Source organism: Microcoleus sp. FACHB-672 (assembly GCF_014695725.1).
GTDB lineage: Bacteria > Cyanobacteriota > Cyanobacteriia > Cyanobacteriales > Oscillatoriaceae > FACHB-68.
This window is the reverse complement of the sequence record NZ_JACJOU010000013.1, coordinates 300,974-323,513: the sequence shown is the minus strand read 5'-3', so window position 1 is coordinate 323,513 and position 22,540 is coordinate 300,974. Positions and strand designations below refer to the sequence as shown.

20 protein-coding genes and 2 pseudogenes are annotated in these 22,540 nt (G+C 46.8%); 13 read left to right on the top strand and 9 right to left on the bottom strand.

Features of this window, described 5'->3' with window-relative positions; genetic code table 11:
* Positions 1 to 43: 43 nt before the first annotated feature.
* From H6F56_RS09210 to H6F56_RS09200, 3 genes are all read right to left on the bottom strand, one after another.
* Complete coding sequence (locus H6F56_RS09210; protein WP_190667044.1) at positions 44 to 808, bottom strand: phycobilisome rod-core linker polypeptide; 765 nt, start codon at positions 806 to 808, stop codon at positions 44 to 46.
* Positions 809 to 1,080: 272 nt separating this feature from the next.
* Positions 1,081 to 1,731 carry a hypothetical protein gene (locus H6F56_RS09205; RefSeq protein ID WP_309236480.1) on the bottom strand — a complete coding sequence of 217 codons (651 nt, stop codon included), beginning with the start codon at positions 1,729 to 1,731 and terminating at the stop codon, positions 1,081 to 1,083.
* Complete coding sequence (locus H6F56_RS09200) at positions 1,728 to 2,342, bottom strand: phycobiliprotein lyase (protein WP_190667042.1); 615 nt, start codon at positions 2,340 to 2,342, stop codon at positions 1,728 to 1,730. Before H6F56_RS09200 ends, H6F56_RS09205 begins: the two co-directional genes overlap by 4 nt.
* 224 nt (positions 2,343 to 2,566) lie before the next feature.
* Between H6F56_RS09200 and H6F56_RS09195 the strand changes: the two genes are divergently transcribed.
* A complete protein-coding gene (locus H6F56_RS09195; protein WP_190667040.1) occupies positions 2,567 to 2,737 on the top strand; it encodes an NblA/ycf18 family protein in 171 nt (56 codons plus the stop codon).
* A gap of 279 nt (positions 2,738 to 3,016) precedes the next feature.
* Here H6F56_RS09195 and H6F56_RS09190 read toward each other — a convergent pair whose 3' ends face one another.
* Both H6F56_RS09190 and pstB read right to left on the bottom strand, forming a co-directional pair.
* A complete protein-coding gene (locus H6F56_RS09190; protein WP_190667038.1) occupies positions 3,017 to 3,487 on the bottom strand; it encodes a helix-turn-helix domain-containing protein in 471 nt (156 codons plus the stop codon).
* A gap of 151 nt (positions 3,488 to 3,638) precedes the next feature.
* Positions 3,639 to 4,445, bottom strand: a complete 807-nt coding sequence (gene pstB, locus H6F56_RS09185; RefSeq protein ID WP_190667036.1) for a phosphate ABC transporter ATP-binding protein PstB — start codon at positions 4,443 to 4,445, stop codon at positions 3,639 to 3,641.
* Between the two features lie 795 nt (positions 4,446 to 5,240).
* On the opposite strand from pstB, the gene bioB reads away from it, so the two are divergent.
* From bioB to lspA, 3 genes are all read left to right on the top strand, one after another.
* On the top strand, positions 5,241 to 6,371 hold the full coding sequence (gene bioB / locus H6F56_RS09180) for a biotin synthase BioB (RefSeq protein ID WP_190667034.1): 1,131 nt from the start codon (positions 5,241 to 5,243) through the stop codon (positions 6,369 to 6,371).
* Positions 6,372 to 6,431: 60 nt separating this feature from the next.
* Positions 6,432 to 7,001 (top strand): biotin transporter BioY, encoded by a 570-nt coding sequence (locus H6F56_RS09175; protein ID WP_190667172.1) that lies wholly within the window; start codon positions 6,432 to 6,434, stop codon positions 6,999 to 7,001.
* An 85-nt stretch (positions 7,002 to 7,086) separates the two neighbouring features.
* Complete coding sequence (gene lspA, locus H6F56_RS09170) at positions 7,087 to 7,557, top strand: signal peptidase II (protein ID WP_190667032.1); 471 nt, start codon at positions 7,087 to 7,089, stop codon at positions 7,555 to 7,557.
* A gap of 114 nt (positions 7,558 to 7,671) precedes the next feature.
* On the opposite strand, the gene H6F56_RS09165 is transcribed toward lspA, so the two are convergent.
* Positions 7,672 to 8,349: a Coq4 family protein gene (locus tag H6F56_RS09165; protein ID WP_199312652.1), complete on the bottom strand. Its 678-nt coding sequence runs from the start codon at positions 8,347 to 8,349 to the stop codon at positions 7,672 to 7,674.
* A gap of 302 nt (positions 8,350 to 8,651) precedes the next feature.
* On the opposite strand from H6F56_RS09165, the pseudogene H6F56_RS26260 reads away from it, so the two are divergent.
* Both H6F56_RS26260 and H6F56_RS09160 read left to right on the top strand, forming a co-directional pair.
* A pseudogene (locus tag H6F56_RS26260) lies at positions 8,652 to 8,936 on the top strand (IS1 family transposase); the annotation flags it as partial.
* A gap of 266 nt (positions 8,937 to 9,202) precedes the next feature.
* Positions 9,203 to 11,476, top strand: coding sequence for a transglycosylase domain-containing protein (locus tag H6F56_RS09160; RefSeq protein ID WP_190667028.1), 2,274 nt, complete (start codon positions 9,203 to 9,205; stop codon positions 11,474 to 11,476).
* A gap of 171 nt (positions 11,477 to 11,647) precedes the next feature.
* Here H6F56_RS09160 and H6F56_RS09155 read toward each other — a convergent pair whose 3' ends face one another.
* Positions 11,648 to 12,181, bottom strand: coding sequence for a DUF937 domain-containing protein (locus tag H6F56_RS09155; protein WP_190667026.1), 534 nt, complete (start codon positions 12,179 to 12,181; stop codon positions 11,648 to 11,650).
* A gap of 278 nt (positions 12,182 to 12,459) precedes the next feature.
* Here H6F56_RS09155 and H6F56_RS09150 point away from each other — a divergent pair, with 278 nt between their 5' ends.
* Positions 12,460 to 14,109 carry a YcjF family protein gene (locus H6F56_RS09150; protein WP_190667024.1) on the top strand — a complete coding sequence of 550 codons (1,650 nt, stop codon included), beginning with the start codon at positions 12,460 to 12,462 and terminating at the stop codon, positions 14,107 to 14,109.
* Positions 14,110 to 14,224: 115 nt separating this feature from the next.
* A complete protein-coding gene (locus tag H6F56_RS09145) occupies positions 14,225 to 15,196 on the top strand; it encodes a phosphoribulokinase (RefSeq protein WP_190667022.1) in 972 nt (323 codons plus the stop codon).
* Between the two features lie 18 nt (positions 15,197 to 15,214).
* Here the strand turns inward: H6F56_RS09145 and H6F56_RS09140 are convergent, their stop codons facing one another.
* Positions 15,215 to 15,775 carry a Uma2 family endonuclease gene (locus tag H6F56_RS09140; protein WP_190667020.1) on the bottom strand — a complete coding sequence of 187 codons (561 nt, stop codon included), beginning with the start codon at positions 15,773 to 15,775 and terminating at the stop codon, positions 15,215 to 15,217.
* A gap of 291 nt (positions 15,776 to 16,066) precedes the next feature.
* Here H6F56_RS09140 and H6F56_RS26255 point away from each other — a divergent pair, with 291 nt between their 5' ends.
* From H6F56_RS26255 to H6F56_RS09120, 5 genes and pseudogenes are all read left to right on the top strand, one after another.
* Positions 16,067 to 17,341, top strand: a complete 1,275-nt coding sequence (locus H6F56_RS26255) for a tetratricopeptide repeat protein (protein ID WP_242031924.1) — start codon at positions 16,067 to 16,069, stop codon at positions 17,339 to 17,341.
* A 9-nt stretch (positions 17,342 to 17,350) separates the two neighbouring features.
* Positions 17,351 to 18,880: pseudogene (locus tag H6F56_RS26250) on the top strand (CHAT domain-containing protein).
* 252 nt (positions 18,881 to 19,132) lie between these two features.
* Complete coding sequence (locus H6F56_RS09130) at positions 19,133 to 19,393, top strand: ParB N-terminal domain-containing protein (RefSeq protein ID WP_190667019.1); 261 nt, start codon at positions 19,133 to 19,135, stop codon at positions 19,391 to 19,393.
* Positions 19,394 to 19,539: 146 nt separating this feature from the next.
* On the top strand, positions 19,540 to 20,010 hold the full coding sequence (locus H6F56_RS09125) for a Dps family protein (RefSeq protein ID WP_416360989.1): 471 nt from the start codon (positions 19,540 to 19,542) through the stop codon (positions 20,008 to 20,010).
* A gap of 171 nt (positions 20,011 to 20,181) precedes the next feature.
* Positions 20,182 to 20,814, top strand: a complete 633-nt coding sequence (locus H6F56_RS09120; RefSeq protein ID WP_190667015.1) for a helix-turn-helix domain-containing protein — start codon at positions 20,182 to 20,184, stop codon at positions 20,812 to 20,814.
* Positions 20,815 to 20,820: 6 nt separating this feature from the next.
* Here H6F56_RS09120 and H6F56_RS09115 read toward each other — a convergent pair whose 3' ends face one another.
* Positions 20,821 to 21,594 carry a DUF1350 family protein gene (locus tag H6F56_RS09115; RefSeq protein WP_190667013.1) on the bottom strand — a complete coding sequence of 258 codons (774 nt, stop codon included), beginning with the start codon at positions 21,592 to 21,594 and terminating at the stop codon, positions 20,821 to 20,823.
* Between the last annotated feature and the right edge of the window lie 946 nt (positions 21,595 to 22,540).

Genomic DNA, 22,540 nt, shown 5'->3' with positions numbered 1-22,540 from the left:
TTCGCACTCAAAAGCCCTGATTTATTCAGTTGTCAGCACCTAGTTAGCGCTTGCGGTAAGGCACAGCCGTATCGATATTAATGTTAAAAACGGAAACCCTGGGCGTATTGGTTATTGTGGGAGTAACTTCCCGCGCCATCCCCAAGTACCGTGATGGATTGCCCTCTTGTGCTTGCTTCTCTTGCGGAGTAAAGCGGCGCACTTGATTTTGCCAGATGCTTTGTGGGAAGCCCAGCTGACTGCGGTGGTAAGCTTCGTAACGAGGAGTCCTCAGGTTGAAGGGCACCTCGCCTTGTGTACGCTGCGGCAAAATCCGCCGGCGTTGATAGGGAACTGTGTTGTCCCCAAAGTTGCTCAGGTATTCTTCGCTTTCAAGCAAGTCATTGATGAACCCTTGCAAACCTTTGGTCACTAATACAATTGACCAAGCGATTTTCTCGCGCTCATTGTACACATCACGCCCTAAAACGCGTTGTACGCAAAGCTCAACAAACCGATAGTTGCTGTTGGGTTCAAGATTGCGCCGGCGGAACACATCCGAAGTCGCCAAACCCCGGATAAAATCGCGCACGCTGATCTGACCGTCTTTCAGCTGGGATTCCAAATAATCTTGGCGGCTGCTTTTCAGAATTTGGTGTTCGCTGAAAATTTGGCGGTATGCCGCCCAGATCAAATCATCTATTTCTGTACCCGACAGGAAGTTATCGGTTGTATAAATTCTGGGTTTTTCTTCACCCGGTTGTTGCTCAAATCCAGCCACGCGCTGATTTTGGCTTGATGGCGCGTACTCTAACAAAGGAATAGCCACGTCATAATCTCCGTAATCTCAAACTTTTAGCGTTCAGCTAGTAGCTAGTGATGTCGTTGGGCCTAGTGGCTAGTGGCCAAGTGTGAAGCGTGAAGTGTGAAGTTTGCTTTACTCTTCTCTCTTCACTCTTTAACCTTCATCCTTTCCCCTAGTCCGTAGTCTCTAGTCCCTAGTCTGACCGCTGCCGTTTAACCAGCCAACACTCAGGGTAGGGGATTACGGTAATACACGTCTCATTTTTCTGAACGACTGCAACAATATGTAATATTATTTTACAAAAAAGTGCAAATCTCGCCTTTCCAAAAGGCTAAAGAATTGGGAGCTGAGACGCAATGAGGCCAGTTGCGTAACCAAGTTTCCTGTTCTTGTTCTTCCGTGCCTTCCAGAAGCGGCACTTCTAATCCCAATCCCAAGCATAAATGGCCAATGACCCCCAAAAAGCGCTGTTCGTGACCAGGGGATCGCAAATGGCCATGAGCGTATTCATGCGCGACGATACTTAACCAATTGTGCCGGTTGATGCGGCCTACATCAATGAGAATCGTGATGGGTTCTACTAGAATATTGCAAAGGCCATCGACTCCAAATTGTTCAGCTAAAGGCGCTGCAAAAACTTGCATCAGTTGCCGGTCTTGCGGATGAAAGCAACTATGACAAGCTTCCAGGCAGGCATTGAGTTCAGCATTGATTGCCTGAATATTCTGACCAATCCAAGTACAGATGCGGATGCGCTGATTAATATCATCCGCCACATCAATCATTCCGGGTTCTAAAAGCAGCGGACGCAGGGCATTCAGGTAATCAGCCCCGCGTAGGAACGGATCGCTTTCCATTGAGAAATTGATATTTGAGAGGGGGGCGTTGGGAATGGCAACTTTCCCGGCTGCCTGTGTTCCTGTGTTGCCCCCTTGATGCTCTCTCACCAGCCTAAAGCTGAGTAGAACTGTTTGCTGTCAGAGGTTTCCTGAGCCGGCGCGGAAGTCGCCTCTGAAGGGCTGCCGGCACCTTCACCCGAAGCAACTCGACTTTCTGTACAAAATGAGGCTGTGCTGAAGCCGCCAAATCGCTTCACCGTACTTGTCCGCATCCGCAAGTCAGGTCCGGCAAACCAAAAGCGCTCAACAGAACTCATCGTCTCATATTCCGTAATCAGCACCAGCGCACCGTCTTCATCGAGCAGATAGCGACCGGCAATCGGCACGATTTCAGCATAGCCCCTTTCGCGCAACATCTGCCCCTCTCTGGGATTATCTGAATCTGGGACAATGGCAAAGACTGTTGAACCTTCGTGATTTTCATCCTCTTTATCCCACGCCATCGAGCCGTGCCACCTGACGAATGCGCCACCGGCAGCTTTATTCGGCTCAACCTCATGCAATTGGCAAATCTCTATAACTTTTGGATGATCCGCTGTCAGCGTTTCCACTGTTATTTCGGAATCGCCCACCTCTGTTCTTCTAAAAGGTAGATGGTGAGTTGCACGCTGGGATAGCCATTTGCCCTCACTGCGTTGAAAAAACTCCATTGCCTCCATTCGACAAATATTCTCCCGGTAGAATGATGCTTCCGAATTTCCATCCTTTTATGATAAGCCGTATCAGATTTAATCAACTTTTGCCTGCTTGGCAACTATTGCTACTGTACATAATGAACATTATGTCAAGCAGAAGTTACGATAAGTTACATTTGACGGATACATACAGCCCACGACACGTCTTTTGCATCTGTCCAGGATTAACTAACTAACAGGAGTGAGCGATGAACATCCCCACAGGTCTCAGTTTAGAGCAAGAGTTTAAGCTCCAAGTTCTGCGCGAGCAAGTCCAAAGTTTATCTCAAGAGCAGGCCCAGGAATACTTGTTGGAGGTGGTGCGCCAAAATATGGTTAAGGATAACTTATTCAAGCATCTGCTTAAAAAAGCTTCCTGATGAATCAATGATGAGTTTAGAGCAAATCTAGACAAAACTAAATTTCAATGGGTGCATTAGGCTGCTTTTTTTATGTGTGACGGTGTAAAGCTATAACTCAATGATTGCTCAACCGTGTACGCAGCATTTTAAAATTTAAAATTAGCAATTTACAACACACTTTTTGCAACTATTGTCGGGGATTGCAGAGTTTTCAGATCGAGGCAGATAATTTATTATTGTTGATCAATTGTTGATCAACGAGCCAATCTAAAACATCTACTTTTGCAAAAAGTAGAATTACTCGGCTTGGGTTCTGGAGAGACGTTGAGACTTCAAACCTAACTTTATCAAGTAGTTCCAGCCTGTTACGGCACTGGCTTTCAGCCCCGTTTCGAGAGCGATCCACTGAGAAACCTTCGGGCCAGTCCACAAACCGCCATCGGGAGGCGCGGACAAAAGTGTTTGTGAGAGTTTGGCTTGTTGTTCTGGGGTGAGAATCGCTTTTTTGCCGCCCGGATTGTAGCGGTGAAAATCTATCAATCCCTGCGTTCCATAGTTATTATATCGATGAGCTAACTTTCGCACCCAATCTGGTGAAAAGCCTACCACTGAGGCGACTTCCTCTGCACTGAGTGGGTTATCTGGCCGGCTCAGTAACCAAATTGTCTGCCAGCGAGACCGTTCTTTTGCATTTTTGCAAGAACGGTATCGCCCAGTAAGTTCTTCATAGCTTAAATGCGGAGTCAGCTTAATCCGAGCTTGAGCCATGCAAGACGATTATGCGAGTAGAATTCGCTCCTCATATTACCGCAATGCTGGTTCTAGGAAGAGCGAGAGAAAAAAGAGTCAAGAAAAAAATGAATTAAAAATTTTCAATTCTTAACTCTTGACTCCCTATTTCCAATGCCCCATTGCAGATTTATCCAAAACGACCGCTGACATATTCTTGTGTCGATTCTTTAGCGGGATTGTGGAAGATAACTTGTGTTTCGTCGTACTCAACTAAGTAACCGATTCGTCCGCCCTTTTCTGTCGGCTCAACATTAAAAAAGGCTGTCATATCTGACACCCGTGATGCCTGCTGCATATTGTGAGTGACGATAACCATCGTATACTGCTGCTTGAGTTCATGAAGAACCTCTTCAATTCGCAGCGTTGAAATTGGGTCAAGCGCTGAGCAGGGTTCATCCATCAGAATAACATCAGGTTGAACGGCTAATGCCCTAGCAATACACAGTCGCTGTTGCTGACCTCCAGATAGTGCTAAACCACTTTGCCGCAGTTTATCTTTGACCTCGTCCCAAATGGCGGCTTGCTTGAGAGATCGTTCTACCAATTCATCCATATCCCCCTTATAGCCATTAATCCGGGGGCCAAATGCCACATTGTCATAAATTGATTTGGGGAAGGGGTTTGGCTTTTGAAACACCATCCCAATCTGCCGGCGCAACTCTACCGGATCGATATTCGGTGCGTAGAGATTTTGGCCGTGATAGGAAACTTTACCTTCAGCCCGAAATACCTTGATCAGGTCGTTGAGCCGGTTATAGCACCGCAGCAAGGTACTTTTGCCGCATCCTGAAGGGCCTATGAAAGCTGTAATTTTGTTTTTGGGAATATTCAAGGAAACATTTCGCAGTGCCAGGAAGTTACCGTAATAAACACACAGATCTTCTGTGCTTAAAACCGTTTCACTTTGCTTGGAATTGTGAGAATTGGGAACCATAAAAAAGGTGCAAATTTACATTAAAGAAACCTTGCTATCTGGGTAAGATAGAAAGGGGATGGAATTACAAGGAAAGAAATGGGAAGTTAAACAGCGGATGCCTGAAGTCTCAGGGAGTTATTGAGAAAATTCTTTTTCATGAAGCTGCAAACATTCAATCACTCCCATCCATCGTTGCCGTTGACAAATTCTTGTGCTGCAAGTTTCAGTGATGTTGTGTTTAACCCAAGGTTCGTTGGCGCAGTTAAACCGACCCACTGAAGTTTAATTGTATCTCTTATTACATTATCAATTGCCTCTGAATAATATTCTTCATTCAGTCTGCATATATTTAACTTGTGCTAAACAGATATCCGTGATTTTGCGGAATTCATGCTAGATTTGCCAATGGTTGGCAGCCGATTGCTCATTACAGAATTATTCGCACCCAATTCTTGAAGTCACAAAGCGTGTTCTATATCCAAATGCTCAGAGATAAGGGCAATAGCTGGAAGTTCGTCAGGCAACCGAAGTATTATTTCAAACTCAATCGAGAATGACGCCACGCTTTACAAGCACTAACTTGAAAGCAGACGGTCTGTAGGGGCATGAATGCAACCCTGTAATACTACGGTCACCTCTATCATAACGACCGACCTAGCGCAAAGACGTTAAGGCTAAATTAAGGGCAAGCCAGAGTATGTTCGAGATAATACTGGGAAGTGCCAAATAAATCAAGATCGGAGCCAGTAACTGAGTAGCCCAGAGCAAGTGATAAAATGCCAACAATTCAGTTACGCAATTAAAGGGCCAAAAGTGGTTCAAGCATCGGTTTCAACTTCATCCAATCCGTCGAACGCTGATTTCTCTGGTGGGGTCGCGCCACTCGCCGGCAGCAACGAGCAATTGCGAGAGTGGTTAGACAACCTCGCACAGCGAATCATAGCCGGCGAACGCATTGGCCGAGAGGAAGCGCTCGAACTCACCCAAATCGAAGGGCAAGACAATATCTTACTGCTGTGCGAAGCCGCAGACCGAGTGCGCCAAGCGTGTTGCGGCAACACGGTGGATCTGTGCAGCATTATCAATATCAAATCTGGTAATTGTTCGGAAAACTGCGGCTATTGCTCTCAATCAGCTCACCATCCGGGCAAAAATTCCCCCGTCTATGGCTTGAAATCTACCGAGGAAATTTTAGCGCAGGCAAAGGCGGCTGAAGCTGCCGGTGCTCGCCGGTTTTGCTTGATCTCTCAGGGACGGGGAATTAAATATAACAGCCCGAAATCCGCTGAATTTGAGGAAATTCTGGACACAGTGCGGCAGATTATTGCCGAAACTAATATCAAACCTTGCTGCGCCCTTGGGGAAGTGACACCCGAGCAGGCACAAGCGCTTTCAGAGGCGGGGGTGACGCGCTACAACCACAATCTAGAAACCTCTGAAAACTTTTTTGGGGATATCGTAACGACGCATACCTGGCGAGATCGCGTCGAGACGGTGAAGAATGTGAAAGCAGCCGGCATCCAAGCCTGCACCGGCGGCATTATGGGCATGGGAGAAAGCTGGGAAGATCGCGTCGATCTGGCAGTGGCGCTACGGGAATTAGAAGTGGAATCAGTCCCACTGAACTTGCTGGATGCCCGTCCCGGCACCCCTTTGGCCGGTCGCCCCAAACTCGATCCTTATGAAGCTTTGAAAATCATCGCGATCTTTCGGCTGATTCTGCCCGAACAGATTATTCGCTATGCCGGCGGACGGGAAGCCGTTATGGGCGAACTCCAAGCCTTGGGTTTAAAAGCTGGAATTAACGCCATGTTAGTCGGAAACTACCTCACGACAATGGGTCAACCCGCCGATCAAGACCGTGCTATGCTCGAAGCGCTTGGACTCCAGGGTGGAGAAGCACCGATCCCCGCCCCGCAACAATCCGCTAAATTGGAGATTTGAGATTTGAGATTGGTGCAAGATCCAAAATCCAAAATCCAAGATCCAAAATCCCAAACCGCCGTGGCAACTCCGCTGGAATTACTGTGGGCTTTGATAGGCTTACTGCTGACGATTGGGGGCACTTTTCTGGAAGCCTCAATCGCCAGCCCTTCATGGCCTTGGAATTCTGCTGCCATTCATGCTCAATCCCTCGGTGTCACCTATCAAATTGGGGCAGTGCTTTTAGTTGGCTGTCTGGGTGGCAAAAATGCCGGTGCGCTTTCTCAAATCGCCTACTTGGTACTGGGCTTGATGTGGTTGCCGGTTTTTACCAAAGGCGGCGGATTAGATTATCTTAAAGAGCCAACGTTTGGCTATTTACTAGGGTTTATTCCAGGTGCGTGGGTGTGCGGTTGGCTAGCGCTTCAAGCATCCCCGCGTTTAGAGTTTTTGGCTTTTAGTTGTATTTGTGGATTGCTAACCGTTCATATTACAGGTCTAAGCTATTTAGCGCTGACTTACTCTTTCAATCAAGACCTGCTGTTACCGGCAGCGATGAAGTTTTCCGTTCAGCCCTTGCCCGGTCAGATGGCAGTCGTCTGTGCTGTCACAGTTCTCTCCTTTATCTTGCGGCAACTGATGTTTTATTAGCCGGTTTCACTCATCCCTCGCCTATCAGCAGCCCAAGATAAAGAATCATCGGACACATGACAAAACGCTAATAGCTTCCGTTACCATGAGATTTAAAAATCGTCTGTTTTGGATTGCTGCTGCAATCAGTTTGGTTCTCGATCGGCTGACGAAAGCTTGGATCGTGCAAAATTTTAAACTTACAGAAACTTGGCCCTTGTGGCCCAATGTTTTTCACTTCACCTATGTCACGAATCCCGGTGCAGCGTTTAGTCTGTTCAGCCAAGGGGGTGGGTGGTTGCGCTGGCTATCTTTAGCGGTGAGTCTTATTTTAATTCTCTTAGCCGTGTTTGGCCCCAATCTCAATCGCTGGGAACAAGCCGGCTATGGATTAATTTTAGGAGGAGCGCTGGGCAACGGCATTGACCGATTTATTGCCGGTGAAGTCGTCGATTTTTTGGACTTCCGGCTCATCCACTTTCCAGTATTTAATGTGGCAGATATTTGTATTAATCTGGGCATTGCCTGCTTGCTAATTGCCACCTTCAAGCAAGCGCCGACAGCATCTAAAGGCTAGGCAGAAGTGGAGAAGAAAAAATTAGCATTGCTGAGGCTAAAGTTGTGCTAAAAAATTTTTTTGAATGGAATCTAAGCTGTTCTTAACTGTAGAGTTGGATGTGATAAACCAAGGCTAGACGGGAATATCTAAAGACATCCGAATATCTTCTAAGGGTTTTTCCCATAAGCTATTCCATTCAATTCCAAAAAGTGGCTTAGCTTTTTTCCCCATCATCCATCCTTCTGCCAAGGCATTCATAATCGCTTCACAAAGCTCTATCTCTTCAAGTGAAGTCTTGAGTAGATTTTTAGAAAGAAGTGCTAGAAATAAACGATCATGATCTAACTGTGCCACATAAAATGCTTCGAGTTTTACCTCACCTGGTTTATCTATCCCACAACCTGTTACGATATGCCAAATGTCATGGGTTTCAGCAATATGAATATTTAAATAAGATGAATCACTACATTCTACTTTATTAATCGAAATAGGCTTTAAATTATTATTCAACATATGATCAGAATAAAGATAGCCTAACGTATTTTTAGGTAACTGATGAAGTTGAGAAAAATCAAGGTTGCCTAGAAGTGGACGTTCTTTAAAAGCCCTTTCACATTGAGGGGTTTGGCGAAGGAAATTCACAAGTTTCTCTAGAGTAGAATCATCATTTAGCTGTTGAGAAAGTTTTCCAATCCCTGAAAAATCCCCATAAGGCGCGTTAACAAGAGCTAAAAAACTGTCAAAGATTGCTGACTGCTGTTCTGTATTCATTTTTTTGATTGAGGGGTTGGGGGTGTCAAGAATATTCATACTAACTTAGATGATTACTGTTGAATCTGTAAACAGTGTTACTTTTAATGGCTGAGAAGGAAAATGACTTTACCCAGTGGATAGGGAAAATACCTGTACTTTGGGCTAGGTAAAAGCCTGAAATAAATGGGAGTAGTGCGGAAAGGATCATGATGTTTGAGCCAAAATGGGACAATTAATGCGGCTATCCTCTGCTTGTAAATGAAGAGTCTAAAGTGTAACCCAACTGAGGCATCCAAGAACGGTTATCTGTTAACCGCAAACAGGTCGGTGTTTTGGCATGAACCATTGGCAACTGCAGTAGCGAAACCTTTAAGTCCTTGTGGGCCATTGTTAAATGCTAGCAATGCTTTTTTTATCTAACAGATGGTTGGTCAGTAGGCTCGATGTAGATTGAACAAGGAGATCACCGCCTCAGCAAGACCTATTGGACTCGTTTAGAAAGAGAAAACACAAGGCTGAGACATTATTTGAGTCATTGACATCGCAAAACGCTGTGCTACTCCAAGTCGTTTGAAGTGCTCAGGTGTTTACTGCCTTTACTGCTGCACTATTTGAAGTATCAAAGCATACCTCTGCCGGCTTAAATGATTACTGTTTCCGCACTGCCGAAAGATTTTTATCATAGGTGTGGGCGAAAAGGCGATGGGCAGTCTACCGTGAAAAGTGAGAATTCCTGTCTTCGCCGGCTGAGAGTATTAAAATCGGTTGAAGAAGCCGGCATATTGAAAAGCGCTTCGGGAAAGGCCCAATCGCGCAGTGTAGTGTCTGCAGAACAGATAATTAACGCTCTTACGCCTGCTTTCCCTGCCACCTCGCCAACCCATTCCAGACCCACCTGTGTAAATTGCCAATGACTCCTCCTCAGCCTCCCCAACAGCCTAAAACCATCCTCAGCGTCCTGACTCAAGCGGTGCAAACCGTTGCTAAAGTTAATTTTGGCCAACTGGCGCTTAAACCCAATGCCAGAGTCGCTGAACTCTGGGTTCAGGATGCCGGTGCGGCGGCGGCTGAGAAGTATCCACTGTTGGGCGAACGCTACCTTCTGGGGCGCAGTTCCAAATCTAGCGATATTGTCGTCCGCAACCCTGTTGTCAGCCAGACGCATCTTTCCTTGTCTCGCGATAGCAGCAAGCCCAATGCCGCTTTCGTAATTAGAGACGAGGGTTCTACCAACGGCATCTATCGGGGCAAGCGCAGGATTACCGAAATGCCTTTGCGTCATGGCGATGTCTTTACACTAGGGCCGCCTGAACTGGCTGATGCGGTGCAGATTAAATATATCGATCCGCCACCTTGGTACGTCAATGCATTCCGCTACAGCCTTTACGGTGCCGGTGGGCTGACTGCATTGACGGTGTTGTGGGTGGGCGTTGAGTGGCAAAAATTCCGAGTACGGCCTTTACCAACCTCTATACAAGGGCCGGTGGTGGTTTATGCGCGTGATGACCAAACGCCTCTACGCCCTCCTTTTAATAACGCTCACCGAGAACAGCGCCGGCTTTCAGACTTTTCTCGTTACCTGCCAATGGCCATCGTTGCTTCAGAGGACAGTCGGTATTATTGGCACGTCGGGGTCGATCCGCTAGGCATTTTGCGGGCTGTGGTGGCGAATGTGCGTGGGGGCGGTATTCGTGAGGGGGCCAGTACGCTTACTCAGCAGTTAGCCCGAAGTTTGTTTCGAGACTATGTGGGAACGGAAGATTCTGGGGGCCGTAAGCTGCGGGAGGCTGTCGTCGCCCTAAAGTTGGAGACGTTTTACAGCAAGGATGCTCTGCTGTTGACTTATCTGAACCGGGTGTTTTTAGGGATTGACTTGTATGGGTTTGAAGATGCGGCGCAGTTCTACTTCGGCAAGTCGTCAAAAGATTTAACGCTTTCAGAGGCGGCGACGCTGGTGGGAATTTTACCGGCTCCCAACAATTTCAACCCGGTTCAAAATTACCAGTTGGCGGTAAAATATCGCGATGGCGTTCTCTACCGGATGCGTGCCCTTGGCATGATCAGCCAAGAGGAGGCTGATCGGGCGCGACGATCTCGAATTGAAATTAACCCCAGAGCAAAGGAAGTTTTAGAAAGCACGATTGCTCCCTATTTTTACAGTCATGTCTTCAATGAACTTGAGGAATTGCTGGGGGATCAGCTAGCGCGAGAAGGTAATTTTATTGTAGAAACCGGCCTTGATGTGACGATGCAACGACAGGCGGAGGCGTCTTTACGCAATACGATAAATACTGCCGGCGCGGCGTATAACTTTTCTCAAGGGGCAATGGTTACGCTCGATTCTAAAAACGGCCAAGTTGTCGCCCTCACCGGCGGCGTAGACTATAGAGAAAGTCAGTTTAATCGTGCAACTCAAGGTCTGCGCCAACCTGGATCGACGTTCAAAATCTTTGCTTACACTGCTGCGCTTGAGGCGGGTATCCCGCCAGAAAAGGCTTATTCCTGTGGGCCGGTCGATTGGGCCGGCCAAGCTTTTGAGGGCTGCGGTGGTGGCAGTTTAGATATGTACACCGCCCTTGCACGCTCGGCAAATGCGGTGGCTTTGCGAGTCGCGCAGGATGTGGGTTTGGATGGGGTGATACAGATGGCCCGGCGTATGGGAATCAAATCTAAACTCGATCCGGTGCCGGCGTTGGTGCTGGGTCAAAGTGAAGTGACGGTGCTGGAACTGACCGGCGCATTTGGCGTACTGGCCAATGGTGGGGTGCGACACCAGCCTCACACGATTAAGCGCATTCTCGATAGCAGCGATTGCACCGATCCCAAAAACCCAGCAACCTGCCGGTGCATTTATTCCTACTCGGCAGACTCACAATGTGAGTCGCGGGGGGCTGGTGGTGTTCAAGCGATTTCGCCAGAAGTTGCTGACACGATGACGGTTCTGATGCAAGGGGTTGTCGCACCAGGGGGTACGGGGCGCAGTGCTTCGATTGGACTGGGAGAAGAGGCAGGGAAAACCGGCACGACCAACGATAATGTGGATCTGTGGTTTGTAGGTTACGTTCCCAGTCGGCAACTGGTGACGGGTGTTTGGTTGGGCAATGACGATAATACTCCGACTGCCGGTAGTAGCGCTCAGGCGGCACAGCTATGGGGCGATTACATGAACCGAGTGGCGCGTTAGTTCGAGAGTTGATAGCTAGATGCAGCGGCTCGTTTTTAAGCCCAGAGGGACGCAAAGTTAGTGCCTCTATTGCATTCCTCTGGGTTTGAAAATAGGAAGATGAACACAGATGGGTTAACGGCTGGTGTTCAAGACAAATTGGTAATTCAAGACTTTTGCAAGAAGCTGAATCTAGCGATTGCCTTGACCGAGATGGCGACTGGCTAATTGCATAGCGTCTGCAATATCGACATCTCCATCCCTATCGGCATCTAAGAAGTTATTCAGGACTGGGTTTTGTCCTTGCTGCGGATTTTGGACGTTCGATCCTGTTTTGAGGAAGTTAAGAACGATTGGGATTAACATCGGCAGCATCATTTGAATGGTTTGTGCGTTTAATCCGGTTCTTTGAGCGACTTCTTGAATAATATGCCCTTGCATTTGGGGGGGAAACAATGCCTGAACTGCTTGGTTGTTGGGTGTTGTACCACCGTATTGATTTACAATTTGTTGTGCTTGTGCTGGGCCGACGGTTGCCCGTTGTTGCTGTAAGGCGGATCGCACGTAGTTGCCGACCATTGATAAGGCCATTTGGGTTGCCCCCGGATCGGCACCGTAGTTGCTTCCTAACTGTTCCACGCTTCCCAAAATACCGCCTAGTTGGTTGGGATTCGCTTGTTGATTGGGATTGCCGACGGCATTTAAGATTTGGTCAAAAAGTCCCATGATGTTTTACTCCACAATAATGATCAAAAAAATCCACTCTGAAGCATCTCAAGCACTACGTTGTAAGGGTGATGCTTTCTACGAAATTGACGGGTAATGCGGTTGAAATGATCACACCGAGATAGTTAGGCTAGGTGCCGGTTTAATCAGTTATTCCTTCGCTGATGCTTTTTTTAGGATAAAACAGCTACAGAAATTGCCATCTAGCTTAAGGCTCAACATAATCAGAGGAGACTAAGATCGTAAGCATCTGACCTACCCATTTGCTGCTGCTGTCCATGCCTCTGTCGCGCCTGTTAACGCTCATTGCCGGCCTCACTTTCATCCTGGGGTTAATGCTGTGGTTGATTAATTCCCTTTACCGGCTGTACATCCAAGTTGCTTTTTCTACCCCGTTTCTGGCAAATCTGCTGCTGTTGCTGCTGATTGTGCTGCTGGCGGTTTTAATTACTGCCTTGGTGTACTATCTGCGCCTATTTCAGCCGGCCAAAAAGCGAAAAACAGGCCGGCGCAAGCCAAGACCAAAAGTTCCGGTGCAAAAGTCTGAGGCGGCTGAGGAAACCTTGAAAGCGGTTCGCCAGCAGGTTGATCAAATTCAAGATGAGGTGGCTAAGCAGGCATTAATCAGCCGTTCGCGAGAAATTGAGACTTATTTATCGCGGGGGGATTTGCAGGTGGTGGTGTTTGGGACAGGAAGTGCCGGCAAAACTTCCCTAGTCAATGCTTTAATGGGGCGGATGGTTGGGCGAGTTTCCGCACCGATGGGGACAACGGAGGTGGGGGAAACTTACAGCCTGAAGTTAAAAGGATTGGAACGGGAGATTTTAGTTACCGATACACCGGGAATTTTAGAAGCGGGAATTGCCGGCACTCAGCGAGAAGAATTGGCACGACAACTGGCTACAGAAGCCGATTTGCTGTTGTTTGTGGTGGATAATGACTTGCGAAAGTCGGAATATAATCCCTTAAGGGCGTTAGCAGAGATTGGCAAGCGTTCAATCGTGGTTCTCAATAAAACGGATCTTTATCCAGAACAAGACCGAGAAGCCATTTTAGCGAGATTGCGAGAGCGAGTACGGGGGTTTGTAGCGGCAATGGATGTTGTGGCAATTGCGGCTAATCCTCAAGCGGTGGAACTAGAAAATGGGCAGATATTAGAACCTGATCCCGATATTATGCCTTTAATTCGGCGAATGGCGGCGATTCTACGGGCTGAGGGGGAAGATTTGGTGGCAGATAATATTCTGTTGCAATCCCAGCGTTTAGGAGAGGAAGCGCGACGGCTAATTGACGCGCAGCGCCGCCGGCAAGCTGAGAAAATTGTGGAACGTTTTCAGTGGATTGGTGCCGGTGTGATTGCGGTGACGCCGCTGCCGGTGGTTGATTTGCTGGCAACGGCGGCGGTTAATGCCCAAATGGTGGTAGAAATCGGCAGAATTTACGGTTCTTACCTTGATATGGAAAATGGCCGGGAATTGGCGTTGTCTCTGGCTAAAACTCTGGCGAGTTTGGGAATTGTTAAGGGCGCAACGAATTTGGTGTCTACAGCGCTGCAAATGAATGTGGGCACACTTATTGTTGGCAAGGCAATTCAAGGGGTGACGGCGGCTTATCTAACGCGAATTGCCGGCAAAAGTTTTATTGAGTATTTCCGCCACGATCAAGATTGGGGAGATGGCGGGATTACTGAGGTGGTGCAGCGGCAATTCCAGTTAAATCGCAAGGATGAGTTCGTCAAGGCGTTTATTAAGGATGCGATCGCTAAAGTCGTTGAACCTTTGAAGGTGCTTTCGCCTCAGCCGGAGGAGGAAGAAGAAGAGTTGGAATATGAAGAGGAAGAACAGGATCGCCGGCAATCTGATTGGGATCAACGAACGCAACACGAGTCTGATTGGGACGAACCAACGCAACGGCGGGATGATTGGTAAGGATGCTGGGGTACTCTCTGTGGCAGTTTCTTTATTTTTATTTGTTAATTTTTAAGCGATCCCCGCCATTTCCCCGTAAGATTGTGCCAAAAGAATTTTTCACTAAAGAGGAAATATGAGCCAGCGCCCCATTATCCTTGGCATCGTTGGCGACAGCGCTGCCGGTAAAACAACGCTCACCAAAGGGATCGCTCAAGTCTTGGGTTCTGAGAATGTTACGGTGATCTGTACCGATGATTATCACCGCTACGACCGCAAGCAGCGTGCGGAAATCGGCATTACGGCACTGCACCCGGATTGCAATTACCTCGATATCATTCAGCAGCACTTGCATTTGCTGCGAGAAGGCCAACCCATTCTCAAGCCGATTTACAACCACACAACCGGGGAATTCGATCCGCCAGAATACATCAAGCCCAGCAAATTTGTGATTGTTGAAGGGTTGCTCGGTTATTCAACCCTTGGAGCGCGAGACGCTTATGATGTGAAAGTGTATCTAGCACCGCCGGAATTTTTACGCGCCAAGTGGAAGGTCAAGCGCGATACGATGAAGCGAGGCTATAAGCCGGAACAGGTGCTTGCGGAAATCGAAAAACGTGAACCGGACTCAGAGGCTTTTATTCGTCCTCAGCGCCAATGGGCGGATGTGGTCGTCAGTTTTTATCCCCCAACCGAAGGATCTGAGGAAGATGCGTCACATTTAAATGTGCGTTTGGTTCTCAGACCAACGATACCGCACCCGGATCTTCTTAAGGTTGTCGATGAAAGCGGAGAGGATTCTACATCGGCAATCCGCTTGGAGTTGGAACGCGATATGGGCAAGCCGGTTGATGTTTTGGAAATTGATAATCATGCAACTGCTGAACAGGTGAACAAGTTAGAGCGCATTTTATGCCACGAAATGCCAGACTTGTTACCCTACTGCGGGTTGCAGATTAATCCAGAAATTGGCAAACTCGTCGGCACTACGGGCGAAACGCTGCAGAGTTACCCCTTAGCAATTACACAGTTATTAATTGCTTATCATATGCTCAAGGCTGTTCACTTAGACTCTACGAAGACAGTACCGCAAAGCGCTCTGTCTTAGCATTCGCACCTTTGCCGGCTATCCCAACACTTCGTCTACGGCTAGTTGAATTTCAGGAAACGCTTGCGGGGCAATCCTTTGTCCCCGCCGGCACTTTTGAATATCTTGGTAGCCGGCTGCTGTTGGTTGCCGGTAAATTTCGATTAATTGTTCATTAATATCCACTAGCCAAACTTCAGAAATTCCACTGCCGGCATACAGAGGAATTTTTACTTGCCGGTCTGATTCTACAGTAGTGTCTGCAACTTCTACGATTAAGAAAATATCTTTTGGCTGAGGATGGCCGGCTTCATAAAAATCAGATCGCGGTTGCAGTAATGCGATGTCAGGTTGCGGTTCTGATTGATTGCTTAATTCCACTGGATTGTGAACGGAAACAATACTATTGTCGCCCAACCGTTGAGAGAAAAGTCTAATGAATCGCTTCACACACGCTGCATGGCGCGGGCTTATAGGCAATATGTGAACAATCATGCCATCTATCAGTTCCACCCGCTCATCTTCTGTCAGAATTCCTGCCTCAGCCATGCGGTGATACTCTTCAACTGTGAATTGCCGCCGCAGTAATTGCACAGACATCTCAATTTCCCTCGTTTCAGACAAGCTGGGTTGCACTCTCATTATGCTGTAGCAGGCCGGTGGCAAAACAACGCGTTAATCACACCCAAGCCGGTTCCAATAGGGTTCATACAAAGCCAAAGATATTGCGTTCTCCCAGAAGAGAGGACAGAGGATCACAAAACCTCATGGCACCGGGCTTTGGCGCAATCACACCAATGACTATTTGTGAAGAAGTTGTATGGATTTTTACCTAACATCCCCAACCTGGGAGATATATGTAAATAGTTCACTAACCGATTGATTGAGACTATGCATCCTCATCTACATCGCCTTAGCGTTATTACTGTAGCCTTGCTCATCTCTTTGAGTTGTCCGTTACCAGTGGTGAGGAATACTTGGGGAAGCGGTACTGTATTGGCACAGGCGCAGACACGAGAACAACGCCGAGACGAGGCATTGCGACTGAATCAAGTAGGTCTTCAGCAGTTAAATCAAGGTCAGTTTCGAGAAGCTTTAGAGACGTTTCAAAGTGTTTTAGTGATTGTCAGAGAAATTGGGGAACGCCAAGGTGAAGGTGTAACACTCAACAATATTGGGTCAGTTTACAACAACTTAGGACAGTACCCCAAAGCCTTGGAGTATTATCAACAAGCCTTAGCCATTCGCAAAGAGATTGGTGACAAGGCAGGGGAAGGTACGACGCTCAACAATATTGGGTCAGTTTACGACAGCCTAGGACAGTACCCCAAAGCTTTGGAGTCTTATCAACAAGCCTTAGCTATTCACCAAGAAATTGGTAATAAGGCAGTGGAAGGTACGACGCTCAACAATATTGGGGCAGTTTACGCCGGCCTAGGACAGTACCCCAAAGCTTTGGAGTTTTATCAACAATCCTTAGCCATTCGCAAAGAAATTGGTGACAAGGCAGGAGAAGGTGCGACGCTCAACAATATTGGGGAAGTTCACCACAACATAGAACAGTACCCCAAAGCCTTGGAGTCTTATCAACAAGCCTTAGCCATTGCCCAAGAAATTGGTGACAAGGCAGTGGAAGGTACGACGCTCAACAATATTGGGTTAGTTTACGACAACCTAGGACAGCACCCCAAAGCCTTAGAGTATCATCAACAATCCTTAGCAATCAGCCAAGAAATTGGTGACAAGGCAGGAGAAGGTACGACGCTCAACAATATTGGGTCAGTTTACGACAACCTAGGACAGTACCCCAAAGCTTTGGAGTATTATCAACAATCCTTAGCCATTCGCAAAGAAATTGGTGACAAGGCAGGAGAAGGTGCGACGCTCAACAATATTGGGTTAGTTCACCACAACCTAGGACAGTACCCCAAAGCCTTGGAGTATTATCAACAAGCCTTTGCCATTGTCAAAGAAATTGGTGACAAGGCAGGAGAAGGTAAGACGCTCAGCAATATTGGGTCAGTTTACGACAACCTAGGACAGTACCCTAAAGCCTTGGAGTATTTTCAACAAGCCTTAGCCATTGCCCAAGAAATTGGCAATAAGGCAATGGAAGGTACGATGCTCAACAATATTGGGTTAGTTCAGCGCAAGATGGGCCAGTAACCCAAAGCCTTGAAGTATTATCAACAAGCCTTAGCCATTACCCAAGAAATTGGTGACAAGGCAGGAGAAGGTGCGACGCTCAACAATATTGGGGCAGTTTACAATACTCAAGGTAAATATTCCCAAGCCGAAACTACCTTATTGGCAGCGATTGAGGCTTGGGAATCTCTCCGAGCGCGAGAATTAAAAGATGATCAAAAAATCTCCATTTTTGAGCGGCAAGCTAGTAGCTACCGCTTTTTGCAACAAGCTTTAGTTGCACAAAATAAATTTGAAGAAGCACTTTTAATTGCTGAACGCAGTCGCAGTCGTGCTTTGGTGGAGTTATTAGACTCCAAGCTCTCACAAAACCCCAACAATCAATCCAATCTCAAACCCCCAACCCTTCCAGAAATTCAGCAAATTGCTTCCCAGCAAAACGCTACCCTTGTTCAATATTCGATTATTAATGAACTTTACCAAATTCAAGGAAAAAAAGAAGAATGGCAGCCATCAAAACTCTACATTTGGGTGATTAAACCCACAGGTGAAATTGCCTACAAGCAAGTAGACCTAAAAAAATTATTGAACACCTCCCTACAAGACCTCGTTACCACCAGCCGTGATGCGATGGGTGTTAGGGGTCTCGGTATTGTTGATGCAACTGTTGTTAATTCTCAATCCCAAAACTCAACCGAGAAGTTACAACAACTCCACCAAATCCTGATCGCACCTATTGCCGAATTACTACCAAACAACCCTGATGAGCGAGTCATCTTCATCCCACAAAAATCGCTGTTTCTCGTTCCTTTCCCTGCACTCCAAGACGAGCAAGGCAAATACTTAATTGAAAAACATACCATCCTCACCGCACCGGCTATTTAAGTTTTAGACTTAACCCACAAGCAGAAGCACAGCACTCAAAGGTCAGTCAAGGATGTGTTAGTTGTGGGCAATCCGACCATGCCCAAAATTCAAATAGGAGAATTAGTTGCAAACTTAACCCCTCTCCCTGGTGCAGAAAGGGAAGCAATTCAAATTGCCAAACTCTTCAACACCGAAGCACTGATCGGGAGCAAAGCCACCAAAACAATGGTGATGGAGAAAATGCAACAAGCACGCATTATTCATCTGGCGACCCACGGCTTACTGGATGATTTTAAAGGCTTTGGTGTACCGGGAGCCATTGCGCTTGCGCCTGCCGGCAAACCTGACGATGCGCTCGATGGTTTACTCACTGCCGGCGAAATTTTTGACATGAAACTACAAGCTGATTTAGTTGTCCTCAGCGCCTGCGACACTGGACGTGGTGACATTAAAGGCGATGGGGTGGTTGGCTTATCTCGCTCTTTAATTGCTGCGGGAGTCCCGAGCGTCCTGGTATCGCTGTGGGCAGTTAATGATGATTCTACTGCCTTTTTAATGAATGAATTTTATCGCTATCTGCAACAAAATCCTGACAAAGCTGTTGCTCTACGTCAAGCCATGCTCACTACCATGAAAGAATATCCCAATCCTAAACAATGGGCGGCATTTACGCTGATCGGCGAGGCGAATTGAAGATTTATAAATATTTCAATTGATGACTTTACTCTGTAAGCGGGAGGATTTGATTCCCAGGCGGGTTCTCGGTGGGGTACTCACTCCGCCAGGGACTTAAGTCCGGGTCTCATCGCTTAAGTCAGTTTCAACCGCCTAAAAGCTTGAGTGCGCTACCTCTCAAAACCGGCTTTGGTATCAGTTCTTGACCTCGCTTGCAAGTCGAAGTCATTATGACTATGATTTATAAAGAAGGACAAAAGGAGATGCAACATGAGAATCGAGGAGATTCCCCTCGCGCAGATTCGCCGGCCTCTACCACGCAAAAACGATCCGGCTAAGGTGGAGGCGCTGATGGAGTCGATCAAAGAAATTGGTGTACGAGAACCGATTGACGTGTTAGAAGTTGATGGCCAATATTACGGATTTTCTGGTTGCCACCGCTACGAGGCTTGTCAGCGTTTGGGACTGGAAACGATTCCCTGCAAAATCCGCCGTGCACCCCGTTCTGTACTGCAAATGCACTTAGCCTAGAGAAGGCCGGCAGAAAATCTTCCTACGGGGAGTTGCGCCGCAACGGCTGTAGCCCTTAAATGTAATGCAGGTTAGAGTACAGAATTAACAACCCATCGAATTCTATAGTTAAATGAGGATGCAGTATGCAAGTTCAACCCAAATCCATGAAAGTTGACATCGGAATTGACGAAAAGACCAGAGGTGAGATTGCAGAGGGACTCTCTAGACTCCTCGCTGACACCTATTCGCTATATCTCAAGACCCATAACTTTCACTGGAACGTCACCGGCCCGATGTTCCAAACATTGCACTTGATGTTTGAAACGCAATACAACGAACTGGCTTTAGCCGTCGATCTGATTGCTGAACGCATTAGGGCATTAGGTTTTCCTGCGCCCGGTACTTATAGCGAATTTGCGAAGTTAAGCGCAATTGAAGAAACGCCTGGAGTTCCGAAAGCAGAAGAAATGATTCGCCTGTTGGTGCAAGGTCAAGAAACTGTAGCGCGAACTGCCCGTTCAATTTTCTCCGTTGTCGATCAAGCCAATGATGAACCCACGGCAGATTTGCTGACCCAACGGCTGCAAGTCCATGAAAAAACCGCTTGGATGTTAAGAAGCCTGCTAGAAGAATAGAGAATAGGTACAAAATGAGTTGAGCCAATCTCTCATTTTAGAAGAAGCTGAGGGGACAGACGGAGAGGGGGAAGATGACAAATTTCTTTCAACCAGAATCCTATCTCAATCCCCTATTTTCAGCTTTCTAGTTTCAAAAAATTATTGAGAAATTGCAAGATTTGATTTAAGATGTCTGCGTCTAAAGATCAAGACTACACCCACCGGCTGCAAGCGTTGATGAAGCAGGCGGGGGTTTCTAGTTTTAAGGCACTCTCGCGACAAGCCGGTGTTTCTGAATGGCAAGTTAGGCAACTGCGGCGAGGGCAAGTGTCACAGATGCGAGTTGAGAACTTGCAAAAGCTAAGCAAAGCTCTGCAAATATCCTTAAGTGAATTACTGGCAAGTTTTTTAACAGATGAGCCGGCACCGGCATCAACAGCAGCATTGCAACAAGAGTACCAGCGTTTACAGGCGCAATTGGCAGAACAGCGAGCATCTTTGATGCAGGAATTTCAGCAAGCCTGCCTGCAAACCTTGGAACCTTGGATGCGGTTTTGGCCAACGGCAGCTTATGCAGTGCAGCAAAACCCGGAGATGCCGGCACTTAAATTATTGCCGCTTGTGCGTCCGGTCGAAAATTTATTGCAACAGTGGGGTGTGGAGGCGATTGAGCAGGTGGGTGCCGAAGTGCCTTACGATCCCCGTCGGCACCAGCTAAACCAAGGAATCGCTGAACCGGGACAGCCGGTGAAAGTATCTCACATCGGCTATCAGCAAGGCGATAAACTGCTTTACCGTGCTCAGGTTAAGTCTGTAGGGTAAGGATTCTCATTTCGTTCTCGGTGCCAGGGGATCAAGCCAATGGAAAATTCGTTGTTTGAGCTGATTTAAATCTCGATAAACTTCTTGCCTCATCCATTGCCCAAGCGCATCCATTGGTGTAAACACTTGGCCAACCGGCCAGCTAAGGTCTTGTCCCAAGGGCGTCAGATGGTTACCGTTGAGGGTTTGCAGCGTCACCATGCTGGGAAACATCCGCTGTAGTACCTGGTTTAACAGCAGGGTTTGATCAATGTCGTCGTTGTTAAATTTGATCAGCAGATTGCGCCGGATTCGGTAGCCTTGGGCGATAATATCATTCGTTTCCAGGGGCGACGGCGTAAACTCGATGGCAAAAGCCGGCCTGAACTGCTCTACTAAGGGGATCGCTCGGCTAGCGGGGTAATTATTAAACGAAATCAAAATATTGCCGGCGCGTTCCACCTCAAACAAGCTGCCAATGAGTAAATGCAATTTGCAACCCATGCTGTGCCCAACGCCGTAAATGGGCAAATATCGCTTGCGGAGCATTCCTGTGGAGTGTAAGCGATTGAGCGTTTGCTCAAAGTTCCAGAGCACAGAGCGTGCAATTTCAGTATGATCGAGGGTATTTACAAACGGTGTCGCCACCACTGCATACCCTTGCCGGTTTAGCTCCTCTAATAACCATCGATAGGTCAGCTGAGGTGCAGCTGCCACAAAAGCGCCCCCAAGGAAATGCACCATGCCGGTGGGCCGAGGGGGAATTAAAACCCAGCTACCCGCTACTTCCTGCCAGTCCATGCTCAACTCAATTCAGTCGTTTTTTCTATTTCCAGTATAGGCTCGTCAGCCTTGCATTTTTCCCAATTCTCTACAACCTATGTTGTAACTTGCTGATTTTTTTTAGATTATTTTTAGGATCTTTCTTTAAGCTTTTTTCTTTAATTTGAAATCTATCGTAGGAAAGATAAAGGCAACAGCCTGTGCCTATCTAGCGTTGCGTCGCCCGATGATAGTTCAGATAAATGGCATTTAGATTAAATATTTTTAATGTATTTAGCTCAGGTTTTTTTGATGTTTGTAAAGATTCGGTAAATTCTTACCCTGAAATTGCTATACCTAGGCACAAAATCCTTCGCTTTACAGTCTAGACTAACTTAATAATCTTCAGGGTTAATTTTAGAAGTTTCTGAGCGAATTTGAAATAATTTTGGCGAGTGAGAGCGGCAATTTTTAGGGGATCATCGCTAAAAATTTAGCTGCTTGGGCGACTTAGTTAGCAGTTTCTTAAAGAATCAATGAACTCTTCTTGACAAAAGCCATAATCACGCTCTCCTCAAAAGCGCTAAGTTTGTAAATTAGAAGCCGACTACCAGAAATCATGTTTTTGCCTTTCTAGCTTTAAGAGACTTCTTCGGTGTTTATCAGCCAGAATTATAAAAATAACTGTAAATGCCGGCCTAATGTTATGTTTTAATGCTATGGAACATAGTCATTAGCCTTAAAAAAATATTAAATAATATAAAAATGTAGTTTAGATAACAAACATAATTTGGTGCTTTCGAGGAATATATAAACTTAGGGCCAGGATAGAAAGGCTTGCCCAATCATTCAACTCAGGGTAGCATCCAGGTTTCAAATTTATTAATCAGCGTCAAGATTTAATGCAAGACGCTCTTTTAATTAGCAAAAGTTAAAATTTAGATGGATTTAACTAGCTGTTAATTGTTGTTTAGGGTTTTGATAT